13 protein-coding genes are annotated in these 16,963 nt (G+C 69.7%); 10 read left to right on the plus strand and 3 right to left on the minus strand.

Going from position 1 to position 16,963, the window contains the following annotated elements:
• Nucleotides 1–117 precede the first annotated feature (117 nt).
• From F804_RS16315 to F804_RS16325, 4 genes are read left to right on the plus strand one after another with little or no spacing between them, the layout of a single operon-like run.
• Complete coding sequence (locus F804_RS16315) at nt 118–1,695, plus strand: IucA/IucC family protein (protein ID WP_022707812.1); 1,578 nt, start codon at nt 118–120, stop codon at nt 1,693–1,695.
• Entirely contained in the window at nt 1,685–4,399 is a 2,715-nt protein-coding gene (locus F804_RS0111060; RefSeq protein ID WP_040595987.1) for an IucA/IucC family protein, read from the plus strand. The genes F804_RS16315 and F804_RS0111060 overlap by 11 nt, the downstream gene beginning before the upstream one ends.
• A complete protein-coding gene (locus F804_RS16320; protein ID WP_022707814.1) occupies nt 4,400–5,626 on the plus strand; it encodes a DUF6005 family protein in 1,227 nt (408 codons plus the stop codon).
• The gene (locus tag F804_RS16325; RefSeq protein WP_022707815.1) at nt 5,623–6,417 is read left to right on the plus strand and encodes a sugar phosphate isomerase/epimerase family protein; all 795 of its coding nucleotides are present in this window, start codon (nt 5,623–5,625) and stop codon (nt 6,415–6,417) included. Before F804_RS16320 ends, F804_RS16325 begins: the two co-directional genes overlap by 4 nt.
• Before the next feature lie 37 nt (nt 6,418–6,454).
• On the opposite strand, the gene F804_RS0111075 is transcribed toward F804_RS16325, so the two are convergent.
• The 3 genes from F804_RS0111075 to F804_RS0111085 form a co-directional block, all read right to left on the minus strand.
• Nucleotides 6,455–8,389 carry a TonB-dependent receptor domain-containing protein gene (locus F804_RS0111075; RefSeq protein WP_022707816.1) on the minus strand — a complete coding sequence of 645 codons (1,935 nt, stop codon included), beginning with the start codon at nt 8,387–8,389 and terminating at the stop codon, nt 6,455–6,457.
• A gap of 151 nt (nt 8,390–8,540) precedes the next feature.
• On the minus strand, nt 8,541–9,140 hold the full coding sequence (locus F804_RS0111080; protein ID WP_022707817.1) for a response regulator transcription factor: 600 nt from the start codon (nt 9,138–9,140) through the stop codon (nt 8,541–8,543).
• A gap of 153 nt (nt 9,141–9,293) precedes the next feature.
• A complete protein-coding gene (locus F804_RS0111085) occupies nt 9,294–9,815 on the minus strand; it encodes a redoxin domain-containing protein (protein WP_022707818.1) in 522 nt (173 codons plus the stop codon).
• A gap of 92 nt (nt 9,816–9,907) precedes the next feature.
• Between F804_RS0111085 and F804_RS0111090 the strand changes: the two genes are divergently transcribed.
• From F804_RS0111090 to F804_RS0111115, 6 genes are all read left to right on the plus strand, one after another.
• Nucleotides 9,908–10,594 carry a haloacid dehalogenase type II gene (locus F804_RS0111090; RefSeq protein WP_022707819.1) on the plus strand — a complete coding sequence of 229 codons (687 nt, stop codon included), beginning with the start codon at nt 9,908–9,910 and terminating at the stop codon, nt 10,592–10,594.
• An 86-nt stretch (nt 10,595–10,680) separates the two neighbouring features.
• Nucleotides 10,681–11,298 carry a TetR/AcrR family transcriptional regulator gene (locus F804_RS16995; RefSeq protein ID WP_022707820.1) on the plus strand — a complete coding sequence of 206 codons (618 nt, stop codon included), beginning with the start codon at nt 10,681–10,683 and terminating at the stop codon, nt 11,296–11,298.
• Nucleotides 11,299–11,334: 36 nt separating this feature from the next.
• Complete coding sequence (locus F804_RS0111100; protein WP_022707821.1) at nt 11,335–13,485, plus strand: FAD-dependent oxidoreductase; 2,151 nt, start codon at nt 11,335–11,337, stop codon at nt 13,483–13,485.
• Nucleotides 13,482–14,105, plus strand: coding sequence for a CDP-alcohol phosphatidyltransferase family protein (locus F804_RS0111105; RefSeq protein ID WP_022707822.1), 624 nt, complete (start codon nt 13,482–13,484; stop codon nt 14,103–14,105). The genes F804_RS0111100 and F804_RS0111105 overlap by 4 nt, the downstream gene beginning before the upstream one ends.
• Complete coding sequence (locus F804_RS0111110) at nt 14,105–15,292, plus strand: ABC transporter substrate-binding protein (RefSeq protein WP_022707823.1); 1,188 nt, start codon at nt 14,105–14,107, stop codon at nt 15,290–15,292. Before F804_RS0111105 ends, F804_RS0111110 begins: the two co-directional genes overlap by 1 nt.
• A complete protein-coding gene (locus tag F804_RS0111115) occupies nt 15,289–16,962 on the plus strand; it encodes an ABC transporter permease (protein ID WP_022707824.1) in 1,674 nt (557 codons plus the stop codon). The genes F804_RS0111110 and F804_RS0111115 overlap by 4 nt, the downstream gene beginning before the upstream one ends.
• Nucleotide 16,963 lies beyond the last annotated feature (1 nt).

Genomic DNA, 16,963 nt, shown 5'->3' on the forward strand with positions numbered 1-16,963 from the left:
TTCCCCCGCGCCACCCTAAGTTGACTATTCTGGTCGGAAACCTTACCAGACCCTCAGCCAGCGTCATGCAAGCCCTCTTTCCTATCCGGTTCATCCGCGAACCAACCCGAGGCTTACATGAGCATCCCGACCTTGGCCGAACGCACGGCCGCCCGCGTCAGTCTTGGCGCGCTGCTGGCCTGCCTTTACCGTGAAACCGATCTTGTGACCGCCGAGGGCACGACCGCTGTGCTTGGCGCATTGCGCGTGACCGATGGCATCGCACGCTGCGGTCCGGGGCCCGTGGGGCACTGCACGCTTGGCGGGCGCGGGATCGATACGGCCGAGGCGCTTGCCCTGTGCGTGCAGGCGATGCGCGAGCGTTGGCCCGGTCAGGCGGATCTGCTGGCCGACCGCACCCTTCGCAGCGCGGAACGCATGGCCCGCATCGTGGCGGGCCGGATGCATGCCACGCTTGCCGCCGATTTCCAAGGTGCCGAACAGGCGACATGGTTCGGCCACTGGATGCACCCCTGCCCCAAGGCCCTGACCGGGATGAGCCCCGCCGAAGAGGTCGCGATGACCCCCGACTGGCAGGGGCAACTGCGCCTGCACGCGCTGTCGGTCGAGGCGGACCGTCTCGAGGCCACGGACAGCGCCGTGATCCGCAAGCTTCCGGGCTTCGACCTTGACCCTGGCGCGGGGCGTGCGCTGCTGCCCGTGCATCCCTTGACATGGGACCGCCTGCGCGACACGCCTGCCGCGCAGGGCATCCGCGACCTGGGACCGGTGGGGCCGGAATGGATCGCGACATCCTCGGTCAGGACGCTGTGGCACCCGGACAGCCCGTGGCAGGTCAAGGTCTCGCTTCCGGTCACGATCACCAATTCGCAGCGGATCAACAAGCGGCACGAATTGCTGACGGGTCCGGTGATGGCACGCGCGATGGCGGGGCTGCCATCCTTCGGGCCGATGCGCATCGTCACCGACCCGCATTGGGCGACCCTGCGCGGCGACACCCCCGAAACCGGCTTCGAGCTGGTCCTCCGCCAGAACCCCTGGCGCGGCGATGCGGTGATGCAGGTCGCGGGTCTGTGCTCCGCGCCACTGCCGGGGCAGTCCTCGCTGCTGGCGCGGATGGTCGCGGGGCACGATCCGCGCGACTGGTTCGCGGCCTACCTGGATTGCGCGGTCGCACCGCTGCTGCGGATGTACGACCGGACCGGCATCGCGTTCGAGGCGCATCAGCAGAACGCCCTGCTGGACCTGACGCGCGGCCTGCCCATGCGCTGCGACTATCGCGACAACCAGGGCTTCTATGTCGTCCGCGACATGGCCACCCCCGAGATGCGCGCCATCCCGCAGCTGACCTATTCCCGCGCCGAGGCCGAGGACGCGCTGTCCTATACCCTGATCGTCAACCAGGTCTTCGGCGTGATCCACCGCATGGCCGCCGACGCCCTCATGCCCGAAAACGAAGCCCTGCGGATGCTGGCGCGGCACCTGACCCAACTGGCCGCCACCCTGCCCGGTCACGGCGCGCGCCTGATCGGACGCTGGCTGCGCGACGAGCACCTGCCCGCCAAGGGCAACCTGCTGACGCAGCTGGGCGGCGTGGACGAATTGCTGATCCCCGGCGAACGCGCACCGCAGGTCTGCGTCGTGAACCCCCTGCCCGCATTCGCCCCCCGAAAGGCCCTTGTCGATGTCGCCTGAAACCCGCGCCCTGCGCCAGACCGTCGAGGCCCTGGCCTTCGAGGGCATCCTGACACCCCTGCGCGGCGGCTGGCTGATCGGCGGCGTCGCGATCCGCGCGCCCCATCGCATCCAGGCCACGGGCCGGGTGCGGCTGACGGGCGATCCGCTGACAGATGGCGGCGCACCCCTGACGTTTGGGATCCTCGGGCGGGCATTGCGGGCGGCGGGTCATGACGCGACCGCGCTTCTGGACGGCGTGCGCCGCAGCGCGGCCTTCCTGCGGCAGGCGGGTGCCACGCCCCCGAACCGCCACCTGCTGCGCGGCCCCGCGCTGGAATCCGCGCTGATCGAGGGTCACCCCTATCACCCCTGCTTCAAGTCGCGCACGGGGTTCTCGGATGCCGACAACCTGGCCTTCGGCCCCGAGGGCGGCCGCACGATCCGGCCCCTGTGGCTGCAGGCGCGGGGCGCGATCCGGCACGGGACCGACGTGGCGCGCGGCTTTGCCCCGGCGGGCGCGATCCCGGTCCATCCCTGGCAATGGCAGCGCCTTCAGGCCGAGGTGGCGCCGATGATCGCGGATGGCAGCCTGTGCCTGCTGCCCCATGACGGCCCCGACATGCAGGCCACCGCATCGCTGCGCACGCTGGCGCCGCTGGACGGGGGCGACCATCTCAAGATGTCGCTGGCCGTCGGCGTCACCTCGTCGCTGCGCAACCTGCTGCCCTGGTCCGTGGCGGTCGCGCCCGCGATCTCGGACTGGCTGGCGGCGGTGGTGGCGTCGGATCCGGCGCTGGCGGACCTGTCGATCCTGCGCGAACACGGCGCGGTCATCATGCGCCCCGATGCGCTTGGCGGCAGGCTGGCCGCGATCCGGCGCGAGGCTCCGCCCGCGAATGCCGTGCCCGTCAGCGCGCTGTCGCTTGGCGACGGTGCGGGCGGGCTGCTGATCGACCCGTGGCTGCGCCAGCACGGCACGACGCCCTGGATCGCGCAGTTCCTGCGCCTGCTGCGCCCCGTCTGGCACCTGATGGGCCATCACGGCATCGGCCTCGAGGCGCATGGCCAGAACCTTGCCGTTGCGATCCATGACGGCTGGCCCGTCCGCCTGATCGCCCGCGACTTCAGCGAAAGCCTCGAATACGTCCCCGAGCTGCTGGCCCGCCCGGACCTTGCCCCCGACCTGGGCGCGATCGATCCGGCCTTCGACCTGGCCCCGCCCGGCGAATATCACCGCATGGGCCAGGCCACCGACCTGCGCGACCTGGTGATGGACTGCCTTGTCGTCCATGTCCTGTCCGAAATCGCAGACGCGCTGCACCGCACGGGCCGCCTGCCCGAGGACCGCTTCTGGTCCCTGACCCGCGCCGCGCTGCCCGCCCTTCCCGATCTTGCAAGCGATGCCGATCACATCCCCGCCGAATCCCTCGCCTCGCGGCTGCTGGGTCGGACGGCGGTGCATCCGGCCCCGAACCCTCTTGGAAAGAACCGCCCCATGACCGAAACGCGCTTTCGCCTGAACGACCGCCTGATCGACCCGTCCGAGGTCGAACTGCCCGACATGCTGGCGGGCCAGGACCCCGACCGCACGCGCATCGGCGTGCACCTGTCCGACAAGGCCCATGCCCTGACGGCGATCCTGCAACTGCGCCGCGCGGGCGCGTCCTGCCACCCGATCGCCGCCGACACCCCGCCCGCCGCCGCGCTGGTGCTGGCGCGGCAGTCGGGCTGCAACCGCATGGTGACCGACCAGGGCATCATCGTGCTGGACCAGGACGCGCCCCATGCGCCGGGCGGAGTGTTGATCCAGACCAGTTCGGGCACGACCGGCACGCCCAAGATCATCGCCCGCAGCTGGGCCCAGATCGCGACCGAGATCGACGCCTATATCCGCGCCTTCCCCGAGGCCGCCGGGATGACCCCCGTGATCGCGGCATCGGTGACCCACAGCTACGGGCTGATCGCGGGCGTGATGGTCGGACAGGCCCGCGGCCATGTGCCGGTGGTGATCGAGGGCGCGAACCCGCGCCGCATCCTGCGGGTGCTGACGGCGACGGACCGGCCCGTGCTCTATGCCGCGCCGCCGTTGCTGAACGTGCTGGCGCGCTTCGCGGGCGAGGGCGGGATCCACGCGGCCATGTCCTCGGGGACGGTGCTGCCGCGCCCGTGGTTCGATGCGCTGCGCCGCGCATGCCGGCACCTGTTCCAGCAATACGGCTGTTCCGAGGCCGGCTGCTGCGCCATCGCCGCCGACCCCCGCACCCCCGAGGACATGGGCGCCCCCCTGCCCCATCTGCGCATCGCGGCGGGGACCGACACCCCCGCGCCGGTCATCGTCACCGCGGATGGCCACGATATCGCGACGGGCGATCTGGGCGTGATCGACAGCCGCGGCCACCTGGTCTTCGCGGGCCGAGAGGCCGAGGTGATCGACGTCGCGGGCTTCAACATCCACCCCGCCGACATCGAGACCGCTGCCATGTCCTGCCCCGGCATCGACGACGCCGTGGCCTTTCCCATTCCCGATCCCGACACGAACCAGCGTCCCGCGCTGGCCTTCGCGGGCACCGCATCCGAGGACGCGCTGCGCGCCCATCTGGACCGCGCCCTGTCGCCCCGCCAGCGCCCCGTGCGCATCGTCCACCTGCCCGCCCTGCCGCGCGGCGCGAATGGCAAGATCGCCCGCCGCGACCTTGCGACCCGCCTGTCCGAGGAGGCCTGAATGACCGACCCCCGCCCCATCCCCACTCCCGAAACCGTCACGGAAACCCTGCGCGGCATCCTTGCCGGGCCGATGGCCTGTTCCCGCATGGACCGCTTCGCCCCCGAGGCGCGGCTGGGCCACGACCTGGGACTGGACAGCGTGCAGCTGATGACCCTGATGCTGCACCTGGAAGAGGCCGGCATCGAGATGGCCGAGGACACGTTCGACCGCGCCCCCGGCCTGACCATCCGCGCCCTGGCCGAGGCCCTGTCCGGCGCCACCCCCGCCGAGGAGGAGCCGATCGACATCAAGGTCCATTGCGTCGTCAGCTGCTTCTGCCAGGCGCTGAAGGATCGCGGCGGGATCGACCACCGCCCGCTGTATATCGGGTTGTGGGACGGGCAGGTCGTCACCGACGACCGGATGCGCCTGTCCTATCACGCCGATGATATCGACCACGACTTCTACTGTCGCTGGATGAAGCAACTGTTCGGGGTGACGGTCGAACGCTGGCACGACGATGCCGCGCCGAAACAGGCGAACCTGGAACGGCTGGACCGGCTGATCGCCGACTGGCGGCCCGGTCGCTATGTCATGCCGATGATCGACATGTTCCTGCTGCCGCAGCGGGACAACAAGTTCGCGCAGGATCCCTTTCCGCATTACGCCCTGATCGAGCCTTCTGACGACCCCTCGATCTGGCTGATGCGCGACCCCGATTTCCGGTGGGAGGGGCTGATCCCCGCCGCAGACCTGCGCCGCGCCTTCCTGCGCGACAGCGTGGCGGGCGGCTTCGCCTTCGACAACGCGGACGCCCATCCCGCATCGCGCGACGACATCGCGGCCATCTTCGACGCGACCTTCCGCGCGGACGACCTGCCCCTGCTGGACACCTTGGCCGCGATCATCGACGCCCATGCGACCCGCCTGCCCCGCGCCGACCTGGAGCCCGCGCTGCGCGAGCTGCCGGTCATCGCGATCCGCAAATACGCCTATGAGCACGCGCTGGCGATCTTCGGCGACATCGAGGGCGCGGGCCATGCCGCCTTCGAGGAATGCTGCGACCGGATCGCGGCGCTGCATGGCGGACTGAACACGCTGCACCGCCGCGCCGTGGCCTTCGCGCGCGGGGGCGAGGATCTGGACGCCCTGCACGGGATGCTGGGGGAACTGTCTGACCTGGAACGCGGCATCAAGGCGACCGTCGCCGAATGGCACGCCCGCTGGCTGGAGGGCGACGCATGAGAATCCACGCCTGTTCGGTGGCCTTCCGCCACCTCGACGTCACCGCATCCGAGCTGGCCCGATACGTCGCCCGCGAAGGGTTCGACGGGCTGGAGATATGGGCCCCCCACGCCCGCGCGCTGGCGCAGGAATGGGCCGCGCTGGACCGCCGCCCCCGCGTGCCGATGCTGGCGGGATACCTGCCCGTGGGCGATGCGGGCTTCGACGTGCTGGACGCGCGCGCGCTGGTCTCGCTGACCCGCGACTGGGGTGCGGACCGCCTGCGCCTGTTCGCGGGCGGCACCGACAGCGCGCTGGTCCGTCCCGATCACCGCGCCCGCATCATCCGCGACCTGCGCGCCTGCGCGGATATCGCCGCCGATCACGGCATCGACCTTGCGCTGGAAACGCATCCGCAGACGCTGGCCGACGGGCTTGGCCCCGTCACCGACCTTCTGGACGCGCTGGATCATCCGGCGGTGCGGATCAATTTCGACGTGCTGCATGTCTGGGAATCGGGTGCCGACCCGCTGGCGGCGCTGTGCACGCTTGGGGATGTGGTGGCGCATGCACATCTGAAGAACGTGACCTCGGCCAGGGAACTGACCGTGTTCCGCCCGGGCAACATCCACGATGCGAATGGCGACCGGCAGGGCATCTGCCCGCTGACGGAGGGCGCGGTCGATTACGCGGCGCTGCTGCCGCATCTGCGCGGCCTGGACGCCTCGCTCGAATGGTTCGGGCCGAAGCCCGCCGCGCGGATGGCGGCCGATCTGCGCCATGCGCGCCAGGCGCTGACAGTCCCCGCGTGACGAAAAAGGCCCGGCGTTTCGCCGGGCCTTCGCATTCTCAGAACTTCACGCTGGCCGAGAGCGAGATCGTGCGACCCGGCTCGGACTGGCCGAACACGTCGGAATAATCGCCGCCATAGCTCGCACGGTCGATATAGTCCTGGTCGAACAGGTTGCCGATCTCGGCGCGGAAGCTGACGTTCTCGTATTGCGCGGGGGCATATTCCGCGAAGACGTCCACGACGGTATACCCCTCGAGGTCGCTGGTCGCATCGAAGGCGCCGTCCTCGTCGAAGGCATGTTCGACGATGCCGCCGACCTGGATTTCAGGGGTGACGTCCTGCTTGACCTGCAGCGCCAGCATCCGGCCCGGGATCATGCCCAGATCGCGCAGATAGTAGGTCGTGGTGCCCGAACCGTCGATCTCGACCTCGGTGTCGGTATAGCGGATCGAGGCCGAACCGCCCTGCCATTCCTGCGAGACGAACAGGCGATAGCCCTCGGTCTTGGCATCGACGACCCCAAGGCCCTTGCGCGCGTTGTTCAGCTTGGTGCTGAACAGGTCGCCGCCGACGATGGTGCCGCCCTGTTCCCATGCGACGCCCAGCACGGCGTTCTGCGCACGACCCGGCTCCAGGTCGTCATAGGCGCCCGCAGCGGTGTTGTCGGTCCAGTATTCGTAGGCGGACCCGATCTGCGTGCCCCCGAAGACCGAGCTGTAGGCCCCCGAGAAGGACAGCGCATCGGTCGCGTGCCAGGTGACGCTTGCGTTGACGCTGGCGCCGTCGCTGTCGATCTGCTGGCCGTTCGCGCCGGTGAACTCGTTCCAGTCATAGCGCAGGCCCGCACCGAAATCGAAGCGGTCGATGCTGCCGCGCGCCTGGGTGAAGACGCCCGTGTTGCGGTTGTCCTCGCGGAAGCTGTTCATCTCGCCGCGGAACTGGCCTTCGTAATGGCCGGTGCGGTTCTGGATATCGACGCCGGTGGTGAATTCGATGCCGTTCCATTCGTTGACGTTCTGCGCCACCGCCGACACGGTCGAGGCCGTCCCGAGGTTGAAGTCCGGATCGCTCGTGTCATCGGTCGCCAGATCGAAGGTGTTCACCTCGTTTTCCGACTTGGACAGGCGGAACTCGGGGTTCCACGGACCGCCGTCATCGGCCTTCTTCAGGCTCAGCGTGCGGCTGGTCTGGATCAGCTCGTAGCGGCGGGGATCGTTGGTGCGACCCAGAATGCCGTCGATATTCGCGCGATAGGGGCGCAGCGCGTCGTCCTCGATCCGGGTCATGCCGAATTCCGCACGCCAGTCGCCCAGGTCCGCGCCCAGCTTGATCATGCCGCTGTCGAGATCCGCGCCCGTGTTGGCGACCTCGTTGCCGGCACCGTCCTCGTAGTCGTCACCGCTGTCGCGGCGCAGGTACAGAAGTGCGTCCACCGGCCCCTGCTTGCCATAGAGCGTCAGCGCGCCCGTGGCCGTGTTGCCGTTGTCCGAATAGCCCGTCGTGACCTTGCCGCCGAAGGTCTGGCCCGGCTCCAGCAGGTCGATGGCCGATTTCGTGGTATAGGCGAGGCTGCCCGCCAGCGCATAGGGGCCCGCATCCGCGCCCGCAACGCCCGGATCGACGCGGACGGCCTTCAGCAGGCCCGGATCGATCACGTTCGTGCCCGTGTGGTGGAACAGGCTGTTGTTCTGGGAAGCCCCGTCCACGGTGACGGCCAGCTGCTGCTGGTCGATGCCGTTGACGAAGACCTGCTCGGTCAGGGCGATGCCGCCACCCACCGACACGGCGGGCTCCTCGGCGAAGACGTCGTCCAGGCTGCCGGTCGCGACATCCTCGAGGCGTTCGGCCCCGATCTCGACGCGGCCAAGTGCGGCCTGTTCCTCGGCGGTCAAGACGATACCTTCCAGCATGACCGGTTCCTGGGCCAGGACGGTCAACGGGAAGCAGGCGCCACAGAGAAGCCCTGCGGCAAGGCGGCGCGATGCGGCCATGCAATCCTCCAACGGTTCAATTCGCAATGGCTGGCTGCGGAACGGACCGTCGGCTGGCTTCCGGGCTGGCGTTAGAGGAAAACCGCCCGTCCGCCAAGACGACAGGCGGAACGGGCGGCGATGCGTTGCGGAATTGGCGCAGTAGGTCGGCTCAGACGGCGATCATGTCGCGCCCGCGCAGCGCGGCCTGGGTACGGTTCGCGACCCCCAGCTTGCGGCACAGCGTCTTGACATACAGCTTGATCGTGACCTCCTTCAGGCCCAGATCCTCGGCGATGGCGCGGTTCGTCAGGCCGTGGCACAGATGCTCCAGCACCTCGATCTCGCGCGTGCTGAGGCCCAGATCGGTCGCGCGGCGTCGCGTCTCGTCGGCGGCATAGGGCATGAAGACCTGACCCGCGACGATGAACTGGATCGCGGCCTCCAGCGACTTGGCGGTCAGCGTCTTGGGCAGGAAGCCCCGCGCACCGGCCTCGATCACCTGCTGGGCGATCAGGGGCGTGGCCGATCCGGTGATGACCCCGACGGGGATGGGCGCCACGCGTTCGACCATGCGCCGCACGCTGTCCACGCCCTCCATCCCGGGCATGTTCAGGTCCAGCAGCACGATGTCGAAGGCATTGCCCGCGTCCAGCAGGCTCTCGGCCTCGGTCAGGCTGGCGCAGCCGGTCACGCGGTTCATGCGTTGCCCCAGCCAGGCCGAGATGGTGTCGCGGATCAGGGCGTGATCATCCGCCAGAAGGATCTTCATGGGGTTGCTCCCTCTTGGTTCTTCTACCTCGTCACCATCATAGCGGGCGGGACGCGGCAGACAGATCGCGCAAAGGGTGCAGCGGCATCTCGAAAGTATAGGGCCGCGATACCTTCGCATCGCGGCCCCGGTCATCGATCTCGGCGGTCGGCCTCAGGCCGTTCCGCGGATGGGATAGCCCTTCTTCAGGATGAACCCCAGGCCCTTCAGCAGGTCGTCCAGCGTCGGGCGCGCAAAGGGCACGTTCTGGAAATACAGCGAATAGATGCGGCCGTCGGGATAGGTGACCGCGATCCCCGGTTCCGCGAAGCGCGCGGGTTCGCTGTCCTGCGCCTTGTCGGAAATGAACAGCCCCCATTCGCGGGCCGAGGCCTCGGTCATGGCATGGGCCACGGGCAGGTCGCCCAGGTTCCATTCCGCCTGCTGGCGGGCAAAGCGGTCGTCGTCATCCATCGAGACGGCGGAGACATCGACGCCAAGCTCGCGGAACTCGGACTGGCGGGCGGCCAGGTCCTCGATCTGGGTCTTGCAGATCGGGCAATGGACGCCGCGATAGAAGAAGGTCACCGCCATCCTGGCATCGGCGCTTGCGGGGGCGTGGAAGGGCTGGCCCGTGGCGTCCTTGGCCTCGATCGCGGGGGCCTTGCTGCCGGGCATGGGGGTCTGATGGGTCATGTCGCCTCCTCTGGCTTGTGATCGGCGGACGGCTGGTAATGCCGCACCGCCGGGTGCAGGCTGCCCCCGATCGAAACACCGGAGGTCATGCCATGTCCGAACGCCCCGTCCTCGTCTTCGACGTGAACGAAACGCTGTTGGATCTTGAAACGCTGTCGCCCGTCTTCGACCGGATCTTCGGCGATCCGGCGATCATGCGGGACTGGTTCGCGCAGCTGGTGCTGTATTCCCAATCGCTGACGCTGGCCGGGATCGAGGGCGATTTCGCCCAGCTTGCGGGCGGCGTGCTGCGCATGATGGGCCGCATCCGCGGCACGGCCATCGTCGATGACGACGTGACCGCGCTGCGCCACGCCATCGCGAACATGCCCGCCCATCCCGACGCGACCGAGGCCCTGTCGCTGCTGCGCGACCGGGGGTTCCGGATGGTGACGCTGACGAACTCGCCGCCCTCGGACGGGCCGGATGCGCTGACCCGCGCGGGGCTGGCCGATTTCTTCGAGCACCGCTTCAGCGTCCAGCCCACGGGCCGCTTCAAGCCCGCGCCCGAAACCTATCGCATGGTGGCCGACCGCCTTGGCACGGATTGCAGCAGGCTGTGCCTTGTCGCCTGCCATGTCTGGGACACGTTGGGCATGCAGGCGCTTGGGGGATACGGCGCGCTGGTCACGCATGGCGCGAATGCCCCCCTGCCGGTCGAGGGCGTGCCCCAGCCCGACCCCGTGCGCCCTACGCTGACGCAACTGGCACAGGCCATCGCGGATCGCTGGCCGGGCTGATCGCAGGGTCCGGGGGTGGGTCATCATGGCCTTCGGGCGAAGCTGCTGCATTGATTTGAGAACGAGCGTTCTGCTAGGCTGGTTCCATGCAGACAACCTCCCCGAATGCCGGACGCCCGCGCCGGACCGATCCGGATGACGCGCTGGAATCCGCGATGCGGATCTTCTGGGCGCATGGCTATGAGGGGGCCTCGGTCGGGCGGCTGTCGCGGGGGATGGGCGTGCCGCGTGCGGGGATCTACCGCGATCACGGCTGCAAGCGCGGGCTGTTCCTCGCCTCGCTGGACCGATACGGCGCGACCCGCGTGCCGCCGCTGATGGCGGCCTTCGACGGCGACGCGCCACCGGCAAGGGCGCTGCGCGATTTCCTTGGCCGCGTGATCGAACTGGGCACGACCGATCCCGACACGCCCGGCTGCCTGATATCCTGCGTGCTGGCCGATGCCGCAGGCAGCGACGAGGCCTTCCGGACCGAATTCCGCAGGCGCCTGGACGCGATGGACCGCGCAATCGCTGACCGCCTGCGCGCGATGCCGCGCGATGCGCTGGCAGCCGCGCCGGATGCGCTGGCCCCGCTGGTCGGGGCGACGGCGCGCGGGCTGATGCTGCGCGCCCGTGCGGGCGATCCGGCGGCGGAACTTCTGCCCTTGGCGGCGACCGCATCGCGGATATGGTGTAACGATCCGGCTGTCCGGCACGAATAGCAGGCGATACCTGCAACAAGAGGAACGATCGCGCCCATGTCACGCCCCCTGATCTTCGCCGCCCTTGCCGTGGGCGTCATCGCCGCAGCCTTCCTCGTGCCGGGCGACCTGCTGACGCTGGACGGCATCCGCAGCCAGCTGGATCGCGTGCAGACGCTGCGCGAGACCAGCCCCGTCGCCGTCGTCGCGGGCTTCTTCCTGGCCTATGTCGCGGTCACCGCGCTGTCGCTGCCGCTGGCCGTGTGGCTGACGCTGGCCGCGGGCGCGCTGTTCGGCTTCTGGCAGGGGCTGGTGATCGTGTCCTTCGCCTCGACCATCGGGGCGTCCATCGCCTTTCTCGTGGCGCGGCACCTGCTGCGCGACTGGGTCCGCGCGCGCTTCGGCGACCGCCTGCGCCGGATCGAGGACGGGCTGGAGCGTGACGGCGCCTTCTACCTGTTTTCCCTGCGGCTGATTCCGGTCCTGCCCTTCGTGGCGGTCAACCTGCTGATGGCGCTGACGCCGATGCGCCTGCGCACCTTCGCGGGCGTCAGCCAGCTGGGCATGCTGGCGGGCACCGCCGTCTACGTCAACGCGGGCACGCAGCTTGCCAGCCTGGACAGCCTGTCGGGCATCGTCTCGCCGCGGATCCTCGCGTCCTTCGCGGCGCTGGCGGTCTTTCCCTGGATCGCCAAGGCCATCGTGGGCATCGTGCGCCGCCGCAAGCAGAACGGCCAGTGGACGAAACCGAAATCCTTCGACCGCAACCTGATCGTCATCGGCGGCGGCAGCGCGGGCCTCGTGACGGCCTATATCGCCGCCGCGACCAAGGCCAAGGTCACCCTGATCGAGGCGAACGAGATGGGCGGCGACTGCCTGAACACCGGCTGCGTGCCCTCGAAATCGCTGATCCGCAGCGCCGCCGTCGCGCGCACGATGCGCCGCGCCGATGGCTATGGTATCGCGCCCGTGGAACCGCAGGTCGATTTCCGCGCCGTGATGGAGCGCGTCCACGGTGCCATCGCCACCATCGCGCCCCATGACAGCGTCGAACGCTATGAAGGGCTGGGCGTCGAGGTCCTGCAGGGCCGCGGTCGCCTGACCGACCCCTGGACGGTCGAGATCGCGATGAACGACGGCTCGACCCGCAAGCTGACCTCGCGCGCGATCGTCATCGCGACGGGGGCCAGCCCGATCGTCCCGCCCGTTCCGGGCCTTCGCGAAGCGGGGGTGCTGACCTCGGACACGATGTGGGGCGCGCTGCGCGACCGCGACCGGGTGCCCGCGCGCATGGCCATCCTGGGCGGCGGACCCATCGGGACGGAACTGGCGCAGGCCTTCGGCCGCCTTGGCGCGCAGGTCTTCCAGGTCGAGATGTCCGACCGCATCCTGGGCCGAGAGGACCCCGAGGTGTCCGAGCTGGTGACCGCCGCGCTGCAGGATGACGGGATCGAGGTGCTGACCGGCCACAAGGCCGTCGGCGCGGGCCGTGACGATGACGGCCCCTGGCTGGAGGTCGAGGGCCCCGACGGCACCCGCACCCTGCGCGTGGACGAGATCGTCGCCGCCACGGGCCGCGCCGCCAACCTTAAGGGCATCGGCCTCGAGGAGCTGGGCATCGGCACGGATCGCACGGTGGACACGAACGAATACCTGCAGACGATCCATCCCAACATCCTGGCCGCGGGCGACGTGGCGGGCCCCTGGCAGTTCACCCATACCGCCAGCCACCAGGCGTACTATGCTGCGGTGAACGGGCTGTTCGGCGACATCCGCGCCTCGCGCGTGGACGACCGGGTGATCCCCTGGGCCACCTTCACCGACCCCGAGATCGCGCGCCTTGGCCTGTCGGAAACCGAGGCCCGCGACCAGGGAGTCCCCTACGAGGTCACGCGCTTCGACCTGTCGGGGTCCGACCGCGCCATCGCGGACGGCGCGACCAAGGGCTTCGTCAAGGTGCTGACCCGCAAGGGCAGCGACAAGATCATCGGTGCGACCATCGCGGGCGTCCATGCGGGCGACCTGATGGCGGAATTCGTGCTGGCGATGAAGCACGGGCTGGGCCTGTCCAAGATCCTGGGCACGATCCACATCTATCCCACCTTGGCCGAGGCGAACAAATCCGTCGCCGGTCAATGGCGCCGCGCCCATGTGAACCCGCGCCTGACCGACATCGCCCGCCGTTTCCACGACTGGAGGCGCGGATGATCGACGCCCTGATCCTGCCCGCGCAACGCAGCGCCTTGGCTCCGGCCGCGCGATACCTGTCCGCGCGGGGGATCGGGGCCGACCAGCTGACGGTGGCGGGCTTCGCCATCGGCTTTCTGGGCTTCGTGGCGCTGGCCTTCGGGTTCTGCCTGATCGGGCTGGCGCTGATCGTGGCGAACCGGCTGATGGACGGGCTGGACGGCGCGGTCGCGCGCATCCAGGGGCCGACCGACCGAGGCGCCTTCCTGGATATCGCGATGGACTTCCTGTTCTACGCGCTGGTCCCCTTGGGCTTCGCGATCCACGACCCGGCGGCGAACGCCCTGCCCGCCGCCCTGCTGATCGCGGCCTTCGTGGGGACGGGGTCGTCCTTCCTGGCCTTTGCCGCCATCGCCGCCAAGCGCGGGCAGGCCGCCGCCGCCTTTCCGTCCAAGGGCATCTACTATCTGGGCGGCCTGACCGAGGGGTTCGAGACGATCGCGCTGTTCGTGCTGATCTGCATCTTCCCGCAGGCCTTCCCCTTCCTTGCCGTGCTGTTCGCCGCCGCATGTGCCGTCACGACGGCCCTTCGCTGGCACCAAGGCTGGACCGCCTTCGCCCCCGACAACAGGAGCCGCTGATGCACCGTCGATCCCTTCTTGCCCTGGCCCTTGCGGCCCTTGCCACGCCCGCGATGGCGGATTGGACCGACACGCTGCAAGCCGCGCGCGGGCAGACCGTCTACTGGAACGCATGGGGCGGCGATCAGCGCACCAACGATTTCATCCGGTGGGTCGGCCAGCAGACCGAGGAACGCTTCGGGGTCGAGGTCGTGCACGTGAAGCTGACCGACACCGCCGAGGCCGTGACCCGCGTCCTGTCCGAGAAGTCGGCCGGCCGCACCGAGGGCGGCTCGGTCGATCTGATCTGGATCAACGGGCCGAACTTCCTGTCGATGAAGGAACAGGACCTGCTGCACGGTCCCTTCGCGGGCGACCTGCCGAACGCGCGCTTCCTGGACCTGTCCGAGGGCGCGCCCGCCGCGCTGGACTTCACCACCCCCGTCGACGGGATGGAGAGCGCGTGGCGCCTGGCCCGCTTCGTCTTCATCCGCGATGCCGACCGCGTGCCCGAACCGCCTGTCGACATGGCGGGCTTCGTCGATTGGGCCGCCGCCAATCCGGGCCGGATGACGCATCCCGACCCCGCGAACTTCATGGGCGCGACCTTCCTCAAGCAGGCGCTGCTGGAACTGGCCCCCGACCCGCGGGCGCTGAAGGCGCCGGTAACCGACGCGGCCTATGCCGCGCAGACCGCGCCGCTGTGGGACTGGTACGACGCGCTGCGCCCCAACCTGTGGCGCGGCGGCGAGGCGTTCCCCGAAAACGAATCCGTTCAGCAGCAGCTTCTGGCCGACGGAGAGATCGACATTGCCATGTCCTTCGACCCCGCCGCAGCCGCAGCCCAGGTCGAACAGGGCCTGCTGCCCGAAACCGCGCGGGTCTTCGTGCCGGATGCCGGGTCCATCGGCAATGTCAGCTTCGTCGCGATCCCCTTCAACGCCGCCAACCGCGAAGGGGCCGAGGTCGTGGCCGACTTCCTGCTGGCCCCCGAAACGCAGGCGAGGATGCAGAACATCGAGGTGCTCGGCTCGTTCTCGGTCCTCGATCCCGAACGGCTGGACGCCGAGGCGCAGGCCCGGTTCGAGGCCCTGCCCACCGCCCCTGCCCTGCCCACGCTGGCCGAGCTGGGCCCGACGCTGCCCGAACCGCATGCCAGCTGGATGACGCGCCTGACCGAAGACTGGGCGGATCGCCACACCAGATGAGCCTGGCCGCCCGGTTCCTTCCGGCGCTGATCCTGACCGCGATCCTGCTGCCCATCGGCGCGGGGTTGTGGCAGACGGCGCTTGCAGCCGCAGGCCACCTGCCCGCCATCGGCGCGCAGGGGCCGGACCTTGCCGCATGGGCGGCGCTGTGGGACCGGCCGGGTCTGGGCCGCGCGGTCTGGCTGTCGCTGTTCACCGGGATCGGCGCGACGCTGCTGTCCTTCCTGCTGGCGCTGGCATCCGCGATGGCGATCACCCGCAAGGGTCGGGGCGGCAGGCTGCTTGCGCCCCTTCTGGCCATGCCCCACGCGGCGCTGGCGATCGGGCTGGCCTTCGTCATGGCACCCTCGGGCTGGATCGCGCGGGCAGTCGCGCCCGTGCTTGGCTGGGACCGACCGCCGGACATCGCCAGCATCGGCGATCCGTTCGGCCTGTCGCTGATCGCGGGGCTGACGGTCAAGGAGTTCCCGTTCCTGCTGCTGATGATGCTGACCGCCTGCGCGCAGATCCCCCTGCGGCGCCACCTGCGCGCGGGTCGCGCGCTTGGCGCGTCCGAGGCACGGCTGTGGCTGGCGATCATCCTGCCGCAGATCTGGCCGCTGATGCGGCTGCCGGTTCTGGTGGTCCTGGCCTATTCGATGTCGGTCGTGGATGTCGCGCTGATCCTCGGGCCGTCGAACCCGCCCACGCTGGCCGTCCTGCTGGCGCGCGACTATGCCGATCCGGACCTGACGCGGCTCATGTCGGGATCGGCGGGCAGCCTGCTGCAACTGGCGCTGGTCGGCGCGGCGGCGGGGGCGGGCCTGCTGATCCGAAGGCCCGTCGCGCGACTGGGCGGGGCCTGGGTCCATGCCGGTGCGCCCGCGCCGGGGGCGGGCATCGCGCTGCGTGCCCTGCGCGGGGCCGCCTGCGTCGCGATGACGCTTGGCTTCGGCGCGATGGTGGCGCTTGTCATCTGGTCGCTTGCGTGGCGATGGGCATTCCCCGACCTGGTCCCGCAGGAATTGTCGCTGCGGATCTGGGCACGCTCGGTTCAGGGATGGGCCGCGCCGCTGGCGAACACGCTGATCATGGCGGGGGCCAGCACCGCGCTGGCCCTGCTGGCGGCCATCGCGTGGCTGGAATCCGAGACCCGCAGCAATCGCCGCCTGCCTTGGGCCGAGGCCGCGATATTCGTGCCGCTGCTGCTGCCGCAGATCGGCTTCCTGTTCGGGGTGAACACCGCCGCATTGCGGGCGGGCCTGTCGCCGGGGATGTGGCTGGTGATCTGGGGGCACGCGATCTTCGTCTTTCCCTATACGATGATCGCCCTCGCCGATCCGTGGCGGGCGGTCGATCCGCGCCATTTCCGCGCGGGCGCGGCGCTCGGGGCCGGTCCGTGGCGGCGGCTGTTCGCGCTGCGCCTGCCGATCCTGCTGCGCCCGATCCTGACCGCAGCCGCCATCGGCATCGCCGTATCCGTCGCGCAATACCTGCCGACGCTGTTCCTTGGCGCAGGTCGCACCCCCAGCCTGACGACCGAGGCCGTGACCCTTGCCGCTTCGTCCGACAGGCGGGTCACGGCGGTCGTGGCGACCATCCAGGCCGCGCTGCCGCTGATGGGCTTTGCGGCGGCATTCGTGATACCCGCGATCCTGCATCGCAACCGCCGCGACCTGAGAGGGGCCTGAG

Origin of the sequence: Paracoccus zeaxanthinifaciens ATCC 21588, from assembly GCF_000420145.1 — a bacterium.
Lineage (GTDB): Bacteria > Pseudomonadota > Alphaproteobacteria > Rhodobacterales > Rhodobacteraceae > Paracoccus > Paracoccus zeaxanthinifaciens.